This is a genomic window from Aureimonas pseudogalii (assembly GCF_014196835.1).
In the GTDB taxonomy this organism is placed as follows: Bacteria; Pseudomonadota; Alphaproteobacteria; order Rhizobiales; family Rhizobiaceae; genus Aureimonas; species Aureimonas pseudogalii.
This window is the reverse complement of record NZ_JACIEK010000009.1, coordinates 76,947-94,898: the sequence shown is the minus strand read 5'-3', so window position 1 is coordinate 94,898 and position 17,952 is coordinate 76,947. Positions and strand designations below refer to the sequence as shown.

15 protein-coding genes are annotated in these 17,952 nt (G+C 69.9%); 14 read left to right on the top strand and 1 reads right to left on the bottom strand.

The genetic code is table 11. The annotated features are described in order from the left end of the window. Positions 1-67: 67 nt before the first annotated feature. The 11 genes from GGR04_RS15740 (at position 68) to GGR04_RS15690 (ending at position 13,786) form a co-directional block, all read left to right on the top strand. Positions 68-982: a D-alanine--D-alanine ligase gene (locus GGR04_RS15740; protein ID WP_183200878.1), complete on the top strand. Its 915-nt coding sequence runs from the start codon at positions 68-70 to the stop codon at positions 980-982. Beyond that, positions 970-1,878, top strand: coding sequence for a cell division protein FtsQ/DivIB (locus GGR04_RS15735; protein WP_183200877.1), 909 nt, complete (start codon positions 970-972; stop codon positions 1,876-1,878). Before GGR04_RS15740 ends, GGR04_RS15735 begins: the two co-directional genes overlap by 13 nt. Then, positions 1,875-3,203 (top strand): cell division protein FtsA, encoded by a 1,329-nt coding sequence (gene ftsA / locus GGR04_RS15730; RefSeq protein WP_183200876.1) that lies wholly within the window; start codon positions 1,875-1,877, stop codon positions 3,201-3,203. Before GGR04_RS15735 ends, ftsA begins: the two co-directional genes overlap by 4 nt. A 124-nt stretch (positions 3,204-3,327) precedes the next feature. Continuing rightward, entirely contained in the window at positions 3,328-4,917 is a 1,590-nt protein-coding gene (gene ftsZ, locus GGR04_RS15725) for a cell division protein FtsZ (protein ID WP_183200875.1), read from the top strand. Between the two features lie 293 nt (positions 4,918-5,210). Further along, entirely contained in the window at positions 5,211-6,158 is a 948-nt protein-coding gene (gene lpxC / locus GGR04_RS15720; protein ID WP_376769865.1) for a UDP-3-O-acyl-N-acetylglucosamine deacetylase, read from the top strand. 150 nt (positions 6,159-6,308) lie between these two features. Further along, entirely contained in the window at positions 6,309-7,238 is a 930-nt protein-coding gene (locus tag GGR04_RS15715) for an outer membrane protein assembly factor BamD (protein WP_183200873.1), read from the top strand. 171 nt (positions 7,239-7,409) lie between these two features. Then, a complete protein-coding gene (gene recN / locus GGR04_RS15710) occupies positions 7,410-9,083 on the top strand; it encodes a DNA repair protein RecN (RefSeq protein ID WP_183200872.1) in 1,674 nt (557 codons plus the stop codon). Positions 9,084-9,159: 76 nt separating this feature from the next. After that, positions 9,160-11,682, top strand: coding sequence for an NAD-dependent DNA ligase LigA (gene ligA / locus GGR04_RS15705; protein WP_183200871.1), 2,523 nt, complete (start codon positions 9,160-9,162; stop codon positions 11,680-11,682). Positions 11,683-11,749: 67 nt separating this feature from the next. Further along, a complete protein-coding gene (locus tag GGR04_RS15700) occupies positions 11,750-12,616 on the top strand; it encodes a 3'-5' exonuclease (protein WP_183200870.1) in 867 nt (288 codons plus the stop codon). Positions 12,617-12,797: 181 nt separating this feature from the next. Further along, positions 12,798-13,490 carry an AzlC family ABC transporter permease gene (locus tag GGR04_RS15695; protein WP_183200869.1) on the top strand — a complete coding sequence of 231 codons (693 nt, stop codon included), beginning with the start codon at positions 12,798-12,800 and terminating at the stop codon, positions 13,488-13,490. Then, positions 13,487-13,786: a branched-chain amino acid transport AzlD family protein gene (locus tag GGR04_RS15690; RefSeq protein ID WP_183200868.1), complete on the top strand. Its 300-nt coding sequence runs from the start codon at positions 13,487-13,489 to the stop codon at positions 13,784-13,786. Before GGR04_RS15695 ends, GGR04_RS15690 begins: the two co-directional genes overlap by 4 nt. Positions 13,787-13,849: 63 nt before the next feature. On the opposite strand, the gene GGR04_RS15685 is transcribed toward GGR04_RS15690, so the two are convergent. After that, positions 13,850-14,833, bottom strand: a complete 984-nt coding sequence (locus GGR04_RS15685; RefSeq protein WP_183200867.1) for a Tim44 domain-containing protein — start codon at positions 14,831-14,833, stop codon at positions 13,850-13,852. A 221-nt stretch (positions 14,834-15,054) separates the two neighbouring features. Here GGR04_RS15685 and GGR04_RS15680 point away from each other — a divergent pair, with 221 nt between their 5' ends. The 3 genes from GGR04_RS15680 (at position 15,055) to GGR04_RS15670 (ending at position 17,865) form a co-directional block, all read left to right on the top strand. Continuing rightward, positions 15,055-16,254, top strand: a complete 1,200-nt coding sequence (locus GGR04_RS15680) for an MFS transporter (RefSeq protein ID WP_183200866.1) — start codon at positions 15,055-15,057, stop codon at positions 16,252-16,254. Between the two features lie 72 nt (positions 16,255-16,326). Then, positions 16,327-16,950 (top strand): SCO family protein, encoded by a 624-nt coding sequence (locus GGR04_RS15675; RefSeq protein ID WP_183200865.1) that lies wholly within the window; start codon positions 16,327-16,329, stop codon positions 16,948-16,950. A gap of 33 nt (positions 16,951-16,983) precedes the next feature. Next, the gene (locus tag GGR04_RS15670; RefSeq protein ID WP_183200864.1) at positions 16,984-17,865 is read left to right on the top strand and encodes a 50S ribosomal protein L11 methyltransferase; all 882 of its coding nucleotides are present in this window, start codon (positions 16,984-16,986) and stop codon (positions 17,863-17,865) included. The last annotated feature ends 87 nt before the right edge of the window (positions 17,866-17,952 follow it).

The window sequence follows — 17,952 nt, the reverse complement described above, 5'->3', positions numbered from 1 at the left end:
ACGCCCGCTTAACCATCGGGGGGCGATGAATGGTCTCGGGTGATGGAATGAATGGGAACTGGGGTCGATGACCTTGCATGTCGCGGTCTTGTACGGAGGCTTCTCGACGGAACGGCCCGTCAGCCTCTCCTCGGGCAACGCCTGCGCCGAGGCGCTGGAGGCCGAGGGCTTCCGCGTCTCCAAGGTCGACGTCGGTCGCGACATCGCGCAGGTTCTGAAGGATCTGGCGCCGGACGTGGCGTTCAACGCCCTGCACGGACCCTTCGGCGAGGACGGCACGATCCAGGGCCTCCTCGAATTCCTCGAAATTCCCTACACCCATTCCGGCGTGCTTGCCTCGGCGCTGGCGATGAACAAGGAGAAGGCCAAGATCGTCGCGCGCGCCGCGAAGATCCCGATGGCCGAATCCAAGCTCGTCAACCGGCGCGAAGCCGGGCGGACGCATGTCATGCCGACGCCCTACGTTGTCAAGCCGGTGGCGGAAGGCTCGTCCTTCGGCGTCTTCATCGTGCGGGCCGACCACGCCCATCCGCCGCAGGAACTGCAGTCGCCGGACTGGGCCTTCGGCGAGACGGTGATGGTGGAGCGCTATATTCCGGGCCGCGAGCTGACCTGCGCCGTGATGGGCGACGTGGCGCTTGAGGTCTGCGAGATCACCTCCAACGACCATGCCTTCTACGACTACGACGCCAAATATGCGCCCGGCGGGTCGAACCACGTCATTCCCGCAGCGATTCCCGCCGCCGTCTCGCGCCGCGTGCAGGAGGCCGCGCTCGCCGCCCACAAGGCGATGGGCTGCCGCGGCGTCTCGCGCTCGGACTTCCGCTACGACGACCTCTCGGGCGAACTCGCCTGGCTGGAAATCAACACCCAGCCCGGCATGACCGGCACCTCGCTGGTGCCCGACATCGCGCGCGCCGCCGGCCACTCGTTCGGCGAGCTGCTCGCCTGGATGGTGAGGGACGCCTCGTGCAAGCGCTGAGTGGCCGCCTCTCCATGCCGAGCTTCCAGCGGGTCAGCCCGCTCGTGCTCCGTCTCCAGCGCCTCGGCCGCAAGGTCGTGTTCTCGCTGCGCAACGTCCATCGCGTCCGCCTGCCGCGCTTCCGCACGCTGGCGGTCGGCCTTCTCGGCTCCACTGCGCTCTACGGCATGGTGCTGGGCTCGCACACTGCGGCGGTGGTCGACGTTCTCGCCGAGCCGCTCGGTCTCTCCATCGACAGCGTGGACGTCACCGGCTTCTCGGAGACGAGCGAGATCGATCTCCTGCAGACCCTCTGGATGACGGGCGCGCAGACGCTGCCCGCGCTCGACGTCGACGCCGCCCGCCAGTCGATCGAGGCGATGCCCTGGATCGAGACGGCGACGATCGTCAAGGAATATCCCAACCGCGTGCGCATCGCCGTGGTCGAGAAGCAGCCCTTCGCGCTGTGGCAGCGCGACAAGGATCTCTGGATCGTCGACCATGACGGCAAGGAGATCGTGCCCTACGCCACCACGCGCTTCACCGACCTACCGTTCGTGGTGGGGCCGGGCGCGGCGCGCGAGGCCTCCGACATCCTCGATAAGATGGCGCTGGTGCCCGAGCTCGACACGCGGGTGAAGGCCTATGTGCGCGTCGGCGACCGGCGCTGGGACCTGCGGCTCGACAACGGCGTGGTGGTGCGCCTGCCCGAACTCGAGCCGATCGAGGCGGCCGCCGCCGTGATGCGGCTCGACCGCACCGAGGGGCTCCTGTCGCGCGACATCGTCTCGGTGGACATGCGGCTCGAAGACCGGGTCGTCGTCAAGCTGACCGCGGCGGCGCGCGAGCGACGCGAAAAGGCCCTGAAGGAGCGAGACAAGATCGTGAAGCAGGCCCGCAAGGAGAAGCCGGTATGAGCCTATTCTCCAAATCCCAGGACGAGCTGCCGCGCATGCGCAAGCCCTCGGACCGCCGCACCCGCACCATCTCGGTGCTCGACGTCGGCTCCTCCAAGGTCACGTGCCTGATCGCGCGCCTGAAGCCCCGGCCCGAAAGCGAGATCCTGCCCGGGCGCACCCATGTCGCCGAGGTCATCGGCATCGGCCACCAGCGTTCGCGCGGCGTGAAGTCGGGCGTCGTGGTCGATCTCGACGCGGCCGAGAAGTCGATCCGCTTCTGCGTCGACGCGGCCGAGCGCATGGCCGGGCTGACCATCGAATCCCTCATCGTCTCCGTCGCCGCCGGCCGGCTGAAGTCGCATCGCGGCTCGGCACGCGTGGCGGTGGAGGGCACCGACGTATCGGAGCTCGACCTTCGTCAGGTGCTCGACCGCGCCGCCCACACGCCGCTGCGCGAGGGCCGGGTGGCGCTTCATCGGGTGCCGTTCGACCTGCTGCTCGACGGCGAGGGCGGGCTGGAGAACCCGGTCGGCATGACCGGCTCGCAGCTCGGCGCCGAACTCCACATCCTCTCGGCCGAGGAAACGCCGCTGCGCAACCTCGAGACGGCGATCAACCGCGCCCATCTCGTGGTCGAGGCCTTCGTCGCCACGCCCTACGCCTCCGGCCTCTCGACCCTCGTCGACGACGAGGCGATCATGGGGTCGGCCTGCATCGACATGGGCGCGGGCTCCACCACGATCTCGATCTTTCAGAACGGCCATTTCGCCTATGCTGACGCGGTGGCGCTCGGCGGCCATCACATCACGATGGATCTGGCGCGCGGCCTGTCGATCCGGCCCGAGCAGGCCGAGCGGCTGAAGGTGATGCACGGCAACGCCTTGCCGAGCCAGCTCGCCGACGGCGAGACCGTGTCGGTGGCCCCGCTCGGCGACGAGGGCAACGATGCGCCGATCCAGGTGTCGCGCTCGCTCATCGCCCGCATCATCCGCCCGCGGGTGGAAGAGACGCTCGAACTCATCCGCGACCGGCTGGCGGCGTCCAATCTCGGCCACGTCATCGGCAAGCGCGTGGTGCTCACCGGCGGCGCCAGCCAACTCGCCGGCCTCAACGACGCGGCGCGCACGCTCCTCAACCGGAACGTGCGCCTCGGACGCCCGGTCGGCGTCGCCGGCCTCTCGGCCTCCAACAAGAGCCCGGCCTTCGCCACGGCGGTGGGCCTGCTGATCTACCCGCAGATCGCCTCGGTCGAGCACGTGCCGGAGCATTCCGTCCTCGATTTCGCCTTCGACCAGCGCACGCGGGTCGGACGGTTCGGCTCCTGGCTGCGCCAGAGCTTCTGACACCTTAGCGATGGCAAGCTTCGTGCCATCGTCGAACGATACGGTGCACGCCACGCATCGCTGATCTCTACGAAATGACATGGCCGGCGGGGCGAGGCGGCCGCCTGTAAAAAAGGAAACGACGATGAGCATCACCCTGCAGAAGCCCGACATCACCGAGCTGAAGCCGCGCATCACCGTGTTCGGTGTGGGCGGTGGCGGCTGCAACGCCGTGAACAACATGATCAACGCCGGGCTCGAGGGCGTCGAGTTCGTGATCGCCAACACCGACGCGCAGGCGCTGCGCTCCTCGCGCGCCGAACGCGTCATCCAGATGGGCGTCGCCGTCACCGAGGGCCTCGGCGCGGGTTCGCAGCCCGAAGTCGGTCGCGCCGCGGCGGAAGAATCGCTCGACGAGATCTGCGACCACCTCCTCGGCTCGCATATGTGCTTCGTCACCGCCGGCATGGGGGGCGGCACCGGCACGGGCGCGGCCCCCGTCGTCGCCCGCGCGGCGCGCGAGAAGGGCATCCTGACGGTCGGCGTCGTCACCAAGCCGTTCCACTTCGAGGGTCAGCGTCGCCTGCGCATCGCCGAGCAGGGCATCGAGGACCTGCAGAAGAACGTCGACACGCTCATCGTCATTCCGAACCAGAACCTGTTCCGGATCGCCAACGACAAGACGACCTTCGCCGACGCCTTCGGCATGGCCGATCAGGTGCTCTATTCGGGCGTCGCCTGCATCACCGACCTGATGGTCAAGGAAGGCCTCATCAATCTCGACTTCGCCGACGTGCGTTCTGTGATGCGCGAGATGGGCAAGGCAATGATGGGCACGGGCGAAGCGTCCGGCGAAGGCCGCGCGATGGCCGCCGCCGAGGCCGCGATCGCCAACCCGCTGCTCGACGAGACCTCGATGAAGGGCGCCAAGGGCCTCCTGATCTCGATCACCGGCGGGCGCGACCTCACCCTCTTCGAGGTGGACGAGGCGGCGACGCGCATCCGCGAGGAGGTCGACCAGGATGCCAACATCATCCTCGGCGCGACCTTCGACGAGAACCTCGAAGGCGTGATCCGCGTCTCCGTCGTGGCGACCGGCATCGATAAGGCCGCCATGGAGGTCTACAACCGCTCGCCCGAGGCACGGCCCGTCTCCGGCATCCGCAATGCTCCCGTCGAACAGCCGGTGCAGGTCGCGGCACCCGTCGCCGCGCCAGTGCAGGCCCAGCCCGCGATGCAGCAGCCGGCCGCGCCGACGCAGCCGATCTTCGCGCCGGTGGCCGCGATGGCCGACATCGAGGACGACTTCACCGCCGCCCTCGAGGCCGAGATCGCGCAGGTTCAGCCGCGCGCTGCCGCGCCGCGCCAGCCGATGACCCAGCCGGCCCAGGCCCGCATGCCGCGCGTCGAGGACTTCCCGCCGGTGGTGCAGGCCGAGATCGAGCGCCGCGGCGCCGCGCACGACGCCGCGCACGAGGAGCGGGGTCCGATGGGTCTCCTGCGTCGCCTGACGACCGGCCTGTCGCGCCGCGAGGAGGACGAGGCGATCCTCGCCGATCCCGTGCGTCCGGCCCGCCCGAGCGAAGGCCAGCGCCGCGCCGCGCCGGAGCAGAGCCCCTATGCGCCGCGTCGTCAGGCAGCCGACTCGGCGGCTCGTCCGCAGTCGCTCGGCCGCCCGGCCGGCGAGGAAGACCAGCTCGAGATCCCGGCCTTCCTGCGCCGCCAGTCGAACTGACCTTCACAAGAACATCGCAATCCGGCCGCGGCCCGCCCCTTCCAGGGCGGGCCGTTTTCGTTAGGGCATTGTTTTCCATACCGGAAATCTTTGGTTAACCGAGTGCGCGGTAACACTGGGTAAGAAAGCGTGATTTGGACACAATCCGCCTTCGACCTAGTTTGACATCATGATTTCGTCGCGTGCGTTCCCGGGTCCCGTTCCGATCCGCGCCGCGGTTTTCCAGCCTCCGCGAGACAGCTTCGCTCCGATCAAGGGCGCGCTCCGGGAGGCGGCGAGTAAGGATGCGTAGCGTGGTGACGAAGCAACAGACGATCGGTGCACGGATCGGGTTCGAGGGCGTCGGCGTCCACAGCGGATCGCTCGTGGAACTGTCGCTTCATCCCGCCGAGGCCGACACCGGCATCGTGTTCCATGTCTTCCAGGCCTCCGGCCTCATCCACGAGATCAAGGCCGTCTCGGCCAACGTCTCGTCCACCGATCTTTCCACGATCGTCGGCGATCGTAAAGGCGCTCATGTCGCCACGATCGAGCACATCATGGCCGCGCTCTACGCCATGGAGGTCGACAACGTCGTCGTGCAGATCGACGGCAACGAGATCCCGATCATGGACGGCGGGGCGGACGCTTTCGTGCGCGCCATCGAGAACGCCGGCGTCGTGTCGCAGCGCGCCTCGCGCCGCTTCGTGCGCGTGCTCAAGCCGGTGCGCGTCGAGCTGAACGGCGGCTTCGCTGAATATCTGCCCTACGAGGGCACCCGCTTCGAGGTGGAGATCGAGTTCGCCAGCGCCGCCATCGGTCGCCAGCGCTTCGCCGCCGACCTGACGCCCACCCTGTTTCGCGACGAACTGGCGCGCGCCCGCACCTTCGGCTTCATGAAGGATGTCGAGCGGCTCTGGGCCTCCGGCCATGCGCTGGGCTCCTCGCTCGAGAACTCGGTGGTGATCGGCGACGACGAGACCGTGATCAATCCCGGCGGCCTGCGCTTCGTGGACGAGTTCGTGCGCCACAAGACGCTCGACGCCGTGGGCGATCAGGCGCTGGCCGGCGCACGCATCCTCGGCTGCTATCGCTCGTTCCGTGGCGGGCACCGCCTCAATGCCATGGCCCTCGAGGCGCTGATGGCGGATCGCTCCGCCTTCGAATTCGTGAACGGCGCCAAGCGCCGCACCGATCCGATTCGGCAGGCCCCGATGGTCTCGGCCGCGGCCGCGCCCGCATTCGGTCCGCAGGTTCTCTGAAGCCCGCCGGCCAAGCGGCCAATCGGACGATGCCTTAAAAAAGGCATCATAAAACGTCCTGAAGCGTTGTCGCGGCTCGCACCCTCGGGATAGAGAGTGCAAGCAGGGCGTGGGGACGCCGTGTCCGGGATACCAGGGGGAACCAGTCCGATGGGTTACAAGATGCCGCTGTCCGGCCGATTTCCGGCCGTGTCGATGGCGCTGGCCGTCGCGTCGACCCTGACGCTCGCGGGTTGCATGTCGTCGAAGGATAACGACATCGACGCGCTGGCGCTGGCCTCGCAGACCGAGCCGGCCGACGTGCTCTACAACCAGGGCCTCGCCAATCTCGAAGGCGGACGTCTCGGCGAAGCCGCCAAGAAGTTCGAGGCGATCGACAAGCAGCATCCCTATTCGGAATACGCCCGCAAGGCGCTCGTAATGCGCGCCTTCGCGAGCTACCGCTCGGGCGACTACGACGAGGCCGTGTCCTCGGCACGCCGCTACATCGGCACCTATCCCGGCGCCGAGGATTCGGCCTACGCGCAGTACATCATCGGCCTCTCCTACTTCCGGCAGATCCCCGACGTCACGCGCGACCAGACCGACACCGCCCGCGCCGTGCAGGCGATGCAGGAGGTCGTCGATCGCTACCCCGACAGCGAATATGTCGAGGACGCCCGCACCAAGATCCGCGTCGGCAAGGACCAGCTCGCCGGCAAGGAGATGCAGGTCGGCCGCTACTATCTGGAGCGGCGCGAGTACATCGCGGCGATCAACCGCTTCAAGAACGTCGTCGACACCTTCCCGCAGACCAATCATGTCGAGGAGGCGCTCGCCCGCCTCACGGAGGCCTATTACGCGATGGGTCTGACGCAGGAAGCCCAGGCCTCCGCCTCCGTGCTCGGGCAGAACTTCCCGGAATCGCAGTGGTACAAGGACAGCTACGCGCTGCTGCAGTCGAAGGGTCTTGAGCCGCGTTCGGGCGGCACGAGTTCATGGTTCGCCAACGCCACCCGCCGCATCACCGGAGCGGGCGAGGCACCGGCGCGCTCGACCACGGCGCAGGTCAGCGGCGAGCTTCAGCCGCCGCGCTCCTGACCGCGCAATCACCCCCGCATCGAGGCCGCCTTCGGGCGGCCTTTTTCGTTCGCGCCGCCGTTTCGCCGCCGCGCGAGCCTTCCTGCGGGTGGGATGGGAGCCTATGTAGCGAGCAAGCCGCCGACACGGCGCCGATTGCCAATCCAGCCGCGCCGGTCTAGCAGTCCCTCAATGCTCGTTCACCTTTCGATCCGCGACATCGTCCTCATCGACCGGCTCGACCTCGCGCTGAACGACGGCCTGTCGGTGCTGACCGGCGAGACCGGCGCCGGCAAGTCGATCCTGCTCGACGCGCTGTCGCTGGCGCTGGGCGGGCGCGGCGACGGCGGCCTCGTGCGCCACGGCGCCAAGCAGGGCGAGGTCTCCGCGGTCTTCGACCTGCCGGGCGGCCATCCCGCGCGGCGCGCCCTCACCGAAAACGGCTTCGACGACGACGGCGACCTGATCCTGCGCCGCATCCAGAGCGCCGACGGGCGCACGCGCGTCTTCATCAACGACCGCCCGTCCAGCGTCTCCCTGATGAAGGAGATCGGCACGACGCTGGTCGAGATCCACGGGCAGCACGACGACCGGGCGCTGGTGGACCCAGAGGCCCACCGCCGGCTTCTCGACGAGTATGGCGGGCTGACGGGCGAAGCGGGGGAGGTGACGGCCGCCTTCGAAGCCTGGCGCAAGGCCGAGAGCGAATTGACTCGCCATCGCAAGCGCGTGGAAGCAGCGGCCCGCGAGGCCGACTATCTGCGCTCGTCCGTCGAGGAGTTGACGGAGCTGAAGCCAGCCGTCGGCGAGGAGGAGGAACTCGCGGAAGCGCGCGGCCGGATGATGCGCTCCGAGAAGATCGCCACCGACGTCAACGATGCGCACGAGGAATTGGCGGGATCGGCCTCGCCCATTCCGGGGCTGGCCGGTCTCTCGCGCCGCCTCGACCGGCGCAAGGACGAGTTGCCGGGCCTGCTGGACGAGGCGCTGGCCCGCCTCGACACCGCGCTCGACGCGCTGTCCGACGTGCAGATGAGCCTGCAGGGCGCGCTGCGCAGCCTTGAGTTCGACCCGCGCGCGCTGGAGCAGACGGAGGAGCGGCTCTTCGCGCTGCGCGCCGCCGGGCGCAAGTACAATGTGCCTGTGGACGATCTCGCCGCGCTCACCGAGCGCATGGTGGCCGATCTCGCCGAGCTCGATGCCGGCGAGGAGCGCCTCGGCCAGCTGGAGGGCGAGGTCGGCGAGCGCCGCGTGCTCTTCGACGAGCGGGCCGCCGCCCTTTCCATCAAGCGCCACGAGGCCGCGAAGCTTCTCGAGGCGGCGGTCATGGCCGAGCTGCCCGACATGAAGCTCGAGCGCGCCGCCTTCATCGTGGAGATGGCGAGCGACGCCGCGCAGCGCAGCGCCGCCGGCATCGACACGGCGGAATTTTGGGTGCGCACCAACCCCGGCACGCGCGCCGGGCCGATGATGAAGGTGGCCTCGGGCGGCGAGCTCTCGCGCTTCCTCCTCGCGGTGAAGGTGGCGCTCGCCGACAAGGGCTCGGCGCCGACGCTGGTCTTCGACGAGATCGACACGGGCGTCGGCGGTGCGGTCGCGGACGCGATCGGCCGGCGGCTGGCGCGATTGGCGGGGCGGGTACAGGTGCTCTCCGTCACCCATGCGCCGCAGGTGGCAGCGCGCGCGACGACGCATCTGCTCATCTCCAAGGGCGAGGCGGTGCCCGGCGAGGAGCGCCTGTCGACGCGTGTCGAGACGATCGACGTGCCGGCGCGGCGCGAGGAGATCGCGCGCATGCTCGCGGGCGAGAGCGTGACCGACGAGGCGCGCGCGGCCGCCGCGCGGCTGATCGGCGCGGCCGGCTGAGGCTCGCGGGGCGAGACTCCGGCGCGCGCCGGCGCTAGAACTCGGACCGAGTTCCGAGAGCGAGACTGCCGCCGCCATGCCCGACCTGAAAGCCGTCGAAACCCTGGACCCGGGCGAGGCCGCGGCCGAGCTGGAGCGCCTCGCCGGCGAGATCGCCGAGCACGACCGGCGCTATCACGAGCGCGACGCGCCGACGATCTCGGATGCTGCCTATGATGCGCTCCGCCGTCGCAACGCCGCGATCGAGCGCCGCTTCCCCGATCTCGTGCGGACCGACTCGCCCTCGCTGCGGGTCGGCGCCGAGCCCTCCGCCAAGTTCGCCAAGATCCGGCACGCGCTGCCGATGCTCTCGCTCGACAACGCCTTTTCCGACGAAGACGTGGTGGATTTCGCCCGCCGGGTCCGGCGGTTCCTGGCGCTCGACGACGACGCGCCGCTGGCGATCACCGCAGAGCCGAAGATCGACGGCCTCTCGCTGTCGCTACGCTACGAGGACGGGCGTCTCGTCTCCGCGGCGACGCGCGGCGACGGGGCGGTGGGCGAGGACGTGACGCGCAACGCGCTGACGATCGACGACATTCCCCATCGCCTCAGCCATGCGCGGCCGGCGGTCTTCGAGGTGCGCGGCGAGGTCTACATGACCCATGCCGACTTCGCTGCGTTGAACGCGGGGCTCGCCGGCACGGCGGAGACCGACGACGGGGCGGACGAGGACGACGGCGAGCCGGCGCCGGGCAAGGTCCGCCAGTTCGCCAACCCGCGCAACGCGGCGGCGGGATCGCTGCGCCAGAAGAACCCCGAGATCACCCGCTCGCGTCCGCTGCGCTTCTTCGCCTATGCGTGGGGCGAGGTCAGCGAGAGGCCCGGCGACACGCAGAGCGAGGTGGTCGAGGCGCTCGGGCGCATGGGCTTCCGCACCAATCTGCAACCCCATGCAGGTGCCCAGCCGCTGATGCGCCGGTTCGAGACGGTGGAGGGGCTGGTCGAGCACTATCGCCGCATCGAATCGCAGCGCGCGACGCTCGGCTACGACATCGATGGCGTCGTCTACAAGGTGGACGATCTCGGCTTCCAGGGCGATCTCGGCTTCGTGTCGCGCTCGCCGCGCTGGGCGATCGCCCACAAGTTTTCGGCCGAGCAGGCGACGACGATCGTCGAGGCGATCGACATCAATGTCGGGCGCACCGGCAAGCTGGCGCCGCTGGCGCGCCTCAAACCCGTCACCGTCGGCGGCGTCGTGGTCTCCAACGTCACGCTGCACAACGAGGACTACATCGCCGGGCGCGACGCCGAGGGCGAGCCGATCCGGGGTGGGCGCGACGTGCGCGTCGGCGACACCGTTGTGATCCAGCGCGCCGGCGACGTCATTCCGCAGGTGGTGGACGTGGCCGAGGGCGAACGCGGGCCGGAGCCCTTCCGGTTTCCCGACCATTGCCCGGTCTGCGGCTCCAAGGCGGAGCGCGAGATCAACCCTCGCACAGGGCGGCCAAGTTCCATGCGCCGCTGTACCGCGACCCTGACCTGCCCGGCACAGGCCAAGGAAGGGCTGAAGCACTTCGTCTCGCGCAACGCCTTCGACATCGAGGGCCTCGGTCAGACCTTCGTGGAGGCGCTGTTCGACGCCGGGCTGGTGAAGCAGCCCGCCGACATCTTCCGGCTTCCCGTCGAGCCGCTGAAGACGCTGATCGAGGAGCGGGCGCTGGCGCTGCGCCTCGCCAACGAAGCCGAGGAGGACGCGGCGCTGGCGGCCAAAGGTCTGGCGCCGAAGACGCGCGGCAAGCGCAAGGCCTACGACTACACGAAGGCGACGCGGAACCTCGTCGACGGGATCGACGCCCGGCGCTCGATCGCGCTCGATCGCTTCGTCTTCGCGCTCGGCATTCCCGAAATCGGCGAGACCACGGCCAAGGCGCTTGCTCGCAGCTTTCCCGACGTTCCCGCCATCGAAGCGGCGGCGCGCGCGGCCTTCGCCGACCAGCCGGGGGAGGCATGGTCGCGCTTCCTCGCCATCCCGAAGATCGGCGAGGGCACGATGGAGAGGCTGGCGACCGTGACGCCTGAGGAACTCGCCGATCCCGAGTTCGACCCGGCCCGCAGTGAGCGCCTGCGCCTCAACAGCGCGCAACGCCTGAGCCTGCGCGAGCGCTATACCGAAGCCGCAGAGCGCCGCGCCGCGCTCGCCGAAGCCGTAGAGGCCCGGCCGGGCCCGGCCTACGAGGTGCTCGCGGGGCTGCCCGACGTCGGCCCGGTGGCGGCGCTCTCGCTCGCCCGCTTCTTTGCGGAGGCGCACAATCGCGAGGCCGTGGCGGCGCTGCTCGCCGCGGGGGTCGAGACCGAGGCGCCGGCGCGTCCCGTGACGGCGGGCTCGCCCGTCGCCGGGCAGACGGTGGTGTTCACCGGCACGCTGGAGAAGATGACGCGGATCGAGGCGAAGGAGCGGGCGGAGGCGCTCGGCGCCAAGGTGGCGGGCTCGGTGTCGAAGAAGACCGACCTCGTCGTGGCCGGGCCGGGCGCCGGCTCGAAGCTCACGGACGCGCAGAAGCATGGAGTGCGCGTCGTCAGCGAGGACGAATGGCTGGACATGATCGGCACCGGATGATTCGAAGAGAAAATGCCGACCGAATGCCGGCGACCGACGCGTTCGAGCCGGGAAGGGGAGAGCCGCGATGACCGTCGTCGCCATCGATTTCGAGACCGCCAATGCGGCGCGCTCCAGCCCCTGCGCCGTCGGCCTCGCCTTCGTCGAGGGCGGCGTCGTGACGCGTCGCGCCTATCATCTCATCCGTCCGCGCGACATGCGCTTCGACCCGATGAACATCCGCGTCCACGGCATCCGCCCGCGCGACGTGGAGGACGCGCCGGAATTTCCCGCCGTCTTCGAGAGCTTTGCCGACGAGCTCGACGGCGCGCTGGTGCTCGCCCACAACGCAAGCTTCGATCTCGGCGTGATCCGCGAGACGGCGGGGCTCTACGGGCTGGCGCATCCCGCCTTCGCCTCGCTCTGCACCGTCTCGGTGGCGCGCCGACTGTGGCCGGACATGCCGAGCCGCCGGCTGTCGGCGCTCGCCGCGCGCTTCGAGGTCGGATTCACGCATCACCATGCGGGCGAGGACGCCTATGCCTGCGCCCGCATCGCGCTGGAGGCGGTGCGCGAGACCGGCGCCGCGGACATTCGCGATCTCGCGGGCACCACCCGGCTCGCCAAGCCCGTGGCGGCGATGCGCGCCCGCGCGTCGGAGGGGATCGCTGCCCGCGCGATGGCGGCGCGGCTGCCGCGCCCCGCGGACGGCGCACATCGCCTCGTGGTGCTCGGCTCCAAGGGCACGCCCTACGACGTGACCCTCTCGGCGAAGCGCGACGGCTCCTGGCGCCTCGCGTGCTCCTGCGTCGGCGCGCGCTTCCGGCCGGACTGCCGGCACGTGCGCGAACTCTCGGCCGGCGATTTCCGCAACCTGCACGAGGCCGGCCCGGCGGAACGCGCGGTCCTCGCCGCCTTCGTCCGGGGTCGCACCGGGTCGTCGCTTCGCGGCTGAGCGCAAGTCGCAGCCGTTCTTTGGAGGTGGGGAACGCGGCCGAACCCGCCGGGTGACGGGGCGATGCTCCCGCGCGACGATCGGGGCCTCGCACTTTCCACGGTGGCGTGGCCGCGCCGACACGCCGTTCCCGGCCGAACGCGGTAGAAGCGGTCCCGACTCCATCGAAGGCTTGTCCGCCGTGCGCCCGACCTCCGACTTCTCCGACGCGCTGCGCGACAGCCTGCCGCTTCTCGTGGCGCTTGTGCCCTTCGGCGCGGTCTACGGTGCCTTCGCGGTCTCGTCGGGTCTCAGTGTCACGCAGACGCTGGGCTTCTCGCTGATCGTCTATGCCGGCGCCAGCCAGTTCCTGGCGCTGCAGCTCATCGGCGTCGGATCGCCGCTCTGGGCGGTTCTCGTCGCGGTCTTCGCCATCAACGCCCGCCATATCCTCTATTCCGCGTCGGTCGGGCGCCATCTCCAGCGCTTCTCCGGGCCGGCGAAGGCCGCCGCCTTCTTCCTTCTGGTCGATCCCTCCTTCGCGGCGGCCGAAGCGCGGGCCGCGAGGGGTTCGCTCGGCAAGACCTACTACTTCACCTTCGCCCTCGCGCTCTATGTCGGCTGGGCGCTGGCGAGCCTCGCGGGGGCCGTGTTCGGCGGTCTCATCGACGATCCCCGGCGCTACGGGCTGGATTTTGCCATCCCCGTCTACTTCCTGGCGCAGACCATGGCGTTCCGCGCGCGCGACGGCTTCTGGATCGTCGCGGGCGTGTCTGCCCTCGTCGCGATTCTCGCCGCGGCGACGCTCGGGCCGCCCTGGCACGTGACGCTCGGAGGCCTCGCGGGCGTCGCCGTGGCGGCGCTGCGCGCCGGCCGAAGGGGAGCGGCAGCATGAACGACATCTGGTGGCTGATCACGCTGTCGGCGGTGCTGACATACGGCACGCGCGTCGGCGGCTATCTTCTACTGGCGCGGATGGAGCGCATTCCCCCGCGTCTCGACGCGGCGCTCAACGCCGTGCCGGCGGCGGTGCTCACCGCCATCGTCTCGCCCGTCTTGATCGACGGCGACACGGCCGAGCGCGTGGTCATCGTTCTCTGCGGGTTTCTCGCGCTGCGCCTCTCGCTCCTGCAGACCGTGATCGTCGGCACGGCCTCGGTCGCCTTCCTGCGCTCGGTCGGCCTCTCCTGACGCGACAAGGCCCGCGCGACGGGTTTCGCGCGGGCCTTGTCGAAGTTCAGTGCGAGACGACGATCAGGCTTCCTGAATCGCCGAGAGCTTCCAGTCGGCGCCGGGCTCGCGCACGAAGGTCCAGACCTCCGTCGATTCCACCGGCTGCGACGCGTCGCCTTCCTTGAGGGCGCCCGTCGTGCGGTCGCGCATCGTGTCGATCATCGCGTAGCGCATTGCGACCGTCGCATAGTCGCGCGTTCCCTCGCGCCAGCTCTCGGCCACGTCGCCCTGCAGCAGGCTGACGTCGGACACGTCGTTGCGGAGGCCGCGGGCGGCGTTACCGGCAAGCTCTTCGGACAGGTAGGACATGACCTCCGGCGTCGTGATCTCGCGCAGCGCCGCGTAGTCTTCGCGCGAGAAGGCGGCCTGCAGGGCGTGCAGCGTGCGCTCGAACTCGTCGAGATCGGCCTTGCCGACGCCGATCGCATCGGTGCCCGGACGCCCGCTTGCGGCCGGGCCACTGCCGTATCCGGTCGCCTGGGCGGCATTGGCACGCGGGTTCAGACCCTCGAACATCGAGCGACCCGCGTTGCCGTTGCCCGCCGCGCCAGCCGGCGAAGTGCCGGCCATCGCCGGGTTGGCCGAGCGGCGACGAAGGAAGCGCATGATGAAGTAGGCCAGCAGCCCGAGAAGCGCGATCTGCACGATGAAGCCGAGCATGCCTGCCATGCCGCCGAAGCCCGCGCCCATCAGCACGCCGAAGAGACCGCCGATGAGAAGGCCACGCATCATCGCGCCGCCGAAGCCGGAGCCGAACATGCCGGAGCGCGCGCCGGTCGCGGCGGTCGCCGCACCGGCGGTCTGGGCGGGCGAGGTCATCGAGCGCTGCACGGGCGCCGCGGCCGGTGCCGTGTTGGTGGCGGGCGCGGACTGGAAGGTGCGCGTGCCCCGGCTGCCGAAGCTGCCGCCGCGCCGGGCCTCGGCATGATCGACGAGCACGACCGAGAACGCCATCGTCAGCGCGGCCACCACGGCAGCGATGCGCCCGTTTCGTGTGATCTTCATCGAGTGAGGTCCTTCCTGGTTGAAGTCGTCCACCGATATAGGGACGTGAGGTGAACGATCGAAAGGGCGGGGACACGTTTCCCTGCACTTCCGCGATCAAGATTTCGCCAGCTTGCACGCTCAAGCGCCACGGCCGCGTCCGTGCTCCGGGCAAGATCCGCAACGCTGCGTCGTCGTCAGCACCTCTTCTTGCGATGCGGCATAGGGGTTATAGAAATGCGATGACGACGCTCGAACCTCCCGCACAGGCCGCCGCCACCGCGCCGATCTCGCGCGCCGCCACGATCCTCATGGCCGTGGCCGCCGGCGCGCTCGCGGGCAATCTCTACTACGCGCAGCCCGTGGTCGCCCTCATCGGCGACGATCTCGGCCTGCCGCCGGCGCTGGAAAGCACGATCGTCACCGCCTCGCAGCTCGGCTACGCGATCGGCCTCGTGCTGCTCGTGCCGCTCGGCGACGTCGTGGAGAACCGGCGGCTGATGCTCGGGACGATGGGAGCCGCGATCCTCGGCCTCGTCGCGCTGGCGCTGGCGCCCACCGCCGCGATCCTCTTCGCGGCGACGCTCGGCGTCGGCATCGCCTCCGCGGCGGCGCAGATGATCGTGCCGCTCGCCGCCTCCTTCGCGCCGCCGGAAACGCGCGGACGCGTCGTCGGCAACATCATGACGGGCCTTCTCGGCGGCATTCTCCTGGCCCGCCCGCTGTCGAGTTTTCTGGCGGGCCTCGTCGGCTGGCGCGGCGTCTTCGTGCTGTCGGCCGTGCTCGTCGCGGGTCTCGCGCTCGCCGGGCTGCGGCTCTTCCCGCGGCGGATGCCGGCGGGGCGCGTCGGCTACGGCGCGCTGATCGCGTCGCTCGGCCGGCTCTTCGTGCGCGAGCCCGTGCTGCGCCGGCGCGCGCTCTATCATGCCGCGCTCTTCGCCGCCTTCGGCATCTTCTGGACGGGCGCGCCGATCGTGCTCCTCCACGCGCCGTTCTCGCTGTCGCCCCAGGCCGTGGCGCTGTTCACGCTGAGCGGCGTGCTCGGCGTCTTCGCCGCGCCCGTCGCTGGGCGGCTCGCCGATCGCGGCCTGTCGCGCATCGGCACGATGGGCGCGATCTCGCTCGTGGCCGGCGCGATGGCGCTGGCCTTCCTCGGCGCGGGGTCGCTGGCCGCCTTCGTGGTGGCGGGCATCCTTCTCGATCTCGGCGTGCAGGCCAATCTGGTGATCGGCCAGCGCGAGATCTTCCAGCTCGACGAGAGCATCCGCAACCGGCTGAACGCCGTCTACATGACGACCTTCTTCCTCGGCGGCGCGCTCGGCTCGGCCCTCACGAGCCCGGTGCTCGAATGGGCGGGCTGGCGCGGCGTTGCGGCGATGGGTTGCGCCTTCCCGCTGGCGGCGCTCGCCTATTTCGGCTGGGCGGAACGGCGCACGCGCTGACAAACTCGGCGTGTTTTGCCCGGCGCCCCGCTTTCCTGTAGGACCGGGCGAAATCCGCATCACGAGGCCGCAATGACCGATCCGACATCCCGTCCTCCTCGCCGGAAGGCGCATGCGCTGCGCTGGGCGCTCTGGGTGCTCGTGGCGGCCATCGTCGCGCTGCTCGTGCTCGTGGTGGTGTTCGGGCGGCAGGAGACGAGCGCGGTTCGCGATGCCGGCGTCTACGGCTCGTCGTTCCAGCTCGTCGATCAGAACGGCGGCCCGGTGAGCGAGTCGGTGCTGCGCGGGCGCCCGACTGCCCTGTTCTTCGGCTTCACGCATTGCCCGGACGTCTGTCCGACGACGCTCTACGAGCTCGCCGGCTACCAGAAGGCGCTGAAGGCCGAAGGGCGCGACCTCGCCATCGTGTTCGTCTCGGTCGATCCGGAGCGCGACACGCCCGATGTGCTCCGCACCTATGTCGGCTCGATCGGGGCGGACGTGACGGCGGTAACCGGCGATCCCGCCAAGGTCGCCGCGATGCTGGACGGGTTCGGCATCTATGCCAAGAAGGTGCCGCAGGGCGAGGACTACACGATGGACCACACGGCCTCGGTGATCCTGCTCGACCGCGCCGGCGCCTTCAAGGGCACCATCGCCTATGGCGAGGATCCCGAAGCCGCCAAGCTGAAGCTCGCCCGCCTCGCGGCGGCCTGAGCCATCGCGCTCGCCGAGACAGGGAAGACGTCATTGGGTCAGGTTCGTTTCCATGCGCGCGGTTCACGCCGCGACGCGCAAGCGCTCTACGAGCGCCTCGACGTGCTGTTCGGCGAGGACGGCTCGCCCGTCGCGATCACCGAGATCGACGAGGCGGCCGACATCCACGAGGTCTCCGTCTATTTCGAGGAGGCCGGCGAGGTCGACGAGGCCGGTGTGGTTCATGCCTTCGCGGGCTTCGGCTGCGAGCGAGAGGATCTGCCGGAGATCGACTGGATGGCGCAGGTGCTCGCCGACCTGAAGCCGGTGCGCGCCGGCCGCTTCCTCGTGCACGGGGCGCACGACCGCGACCGCGTGCGCTCCAACGATCTCGCCATCGAGATCGAGGCGGGGCAGGCCTTCGGAACCGGACACCACGGCACCACGGCGGGGTGCCTGTCGATGATCGAGACGGTGATCCGCCGGCGCCGGCCCGCGGTGGCGCTGGATCTCGGCACCGGCAGCGCGGTTCTGGCGATCGCCATCGCCAAGCTCGCCCGCGTGCCGGTGCTGGCGACCGACATCGATCCGGTGGCGGTCGCGGTGGCGCGGGAGAACGTGCGGGCCAATCAGGTCCACGACTTCGTGACGCTGGCGACGGCGACGGGCTTCTCGGCGCCGGCGTTCCGGGATTTCGCGCCCTTCGATCTCGTGGTCGCCAACATTCTGGCGGGACCGCTGATGAGGCTCGCGCCGGTGCTCGCCCGCCATCTCGCGCCCGCCGGCGACGTCATCCTCTCAGGGATTCTAGCGCGTCAGCGCAACGGCGTGCTCGCGGCCTATCGCCAGCAGGGGCTGTTCCACCATCAGACGCTGCGTCGCGACGAGTGGGTCACGCTGCATCTGCGGCGCAATCTCAATCCCGTCGGACGGTGAGGTCGGCCGGCCCTTCGCCGGGCCGGTATCGCGAGTTCGAAACGAAAAGGCCCCGCGCGTTGCCGCACGGGGCCTCGTCGGATGAAT

Excerpts from the sequence above, each read along its gene's own strand:
- GGR04_RS15690 (WP_183200868.1), top strand. The coding sequence starts at position 13,487 with ATGAACGACATCTGGTGGCTGATCACGCTGTCGGCGGTGCTGACATAC.
- ligA (WP_183200871.1), top strand. The coding sequence starts at position 9,160 with ATGCCCGACCTGAAAGCCGTCGAAACCCTGGACCCGGGCGAGGCCGCG.
- GGR04_RS15675 (WP_183200865.1), top strand. The coding sequence starts at position 16,327 with ATGACCGATCCGACATCCCGTCCTCCTCGCCGGAAGGCGCATGCGCTG.
- GGR04_RS15685 (WP_183200867.1), bottom strand. The coding sequence starts at position 14,833 with ATGAAGATCACACGAAACGGGCGCATCGCTGCCGTGGTGGCCGCGCTG.
- ftsA (WP_183200876.1), top strand. The coding sequence starts at position 1,875 with ATGAGCCTATTCTCCAAATCCCAGGACGAGCTGCCGCGCATGCGCAAG.
- GGR04_RS15715 (WP_183200873.1), top strand. The coding sequence starts at position 6,309 with ATGGGTTACAAGATGCCGCTGTCCGGCCGATTTCCGGCCGTGTCGATG.
- ftsZ (WP_183200875.1), top strand. The coding sequence starts at position 3,328 with ATGAGCATCACCCTGCAGAAGCCCGACATCACCGAGCTGAAGCCGCGC.
- GGR04_RS15700 (WP_183200870.1), top strand. The coding sequence starts at position 11,750 with ATGACCGTCGTCGCCATCGATTTCGAGACCGCCAATGCGGCGCGCTCC.
- GGR04_RS15740 (WP_183200878.1), top strand. The coding sequence starts at position 68 with ATGACCTTGCATGTCGCGGTCTTGTACGGAGGCTTCTCGACGGAACGG.
- recN (WP_183200872.1), top strand. The coding sequence starts at position 7,410 with ATGCTCGTTCACCTTTCGATCCGCGACATCGTCCTCATCGACCGGCTC.
- GGR04_RS15680 (WP_183200866.1), top strand. The coding sequence starts at position 15,055 with ATGACGACGCTCGAACCTCCCGCACAGGCCGCCGCCACCGCGCCGATC.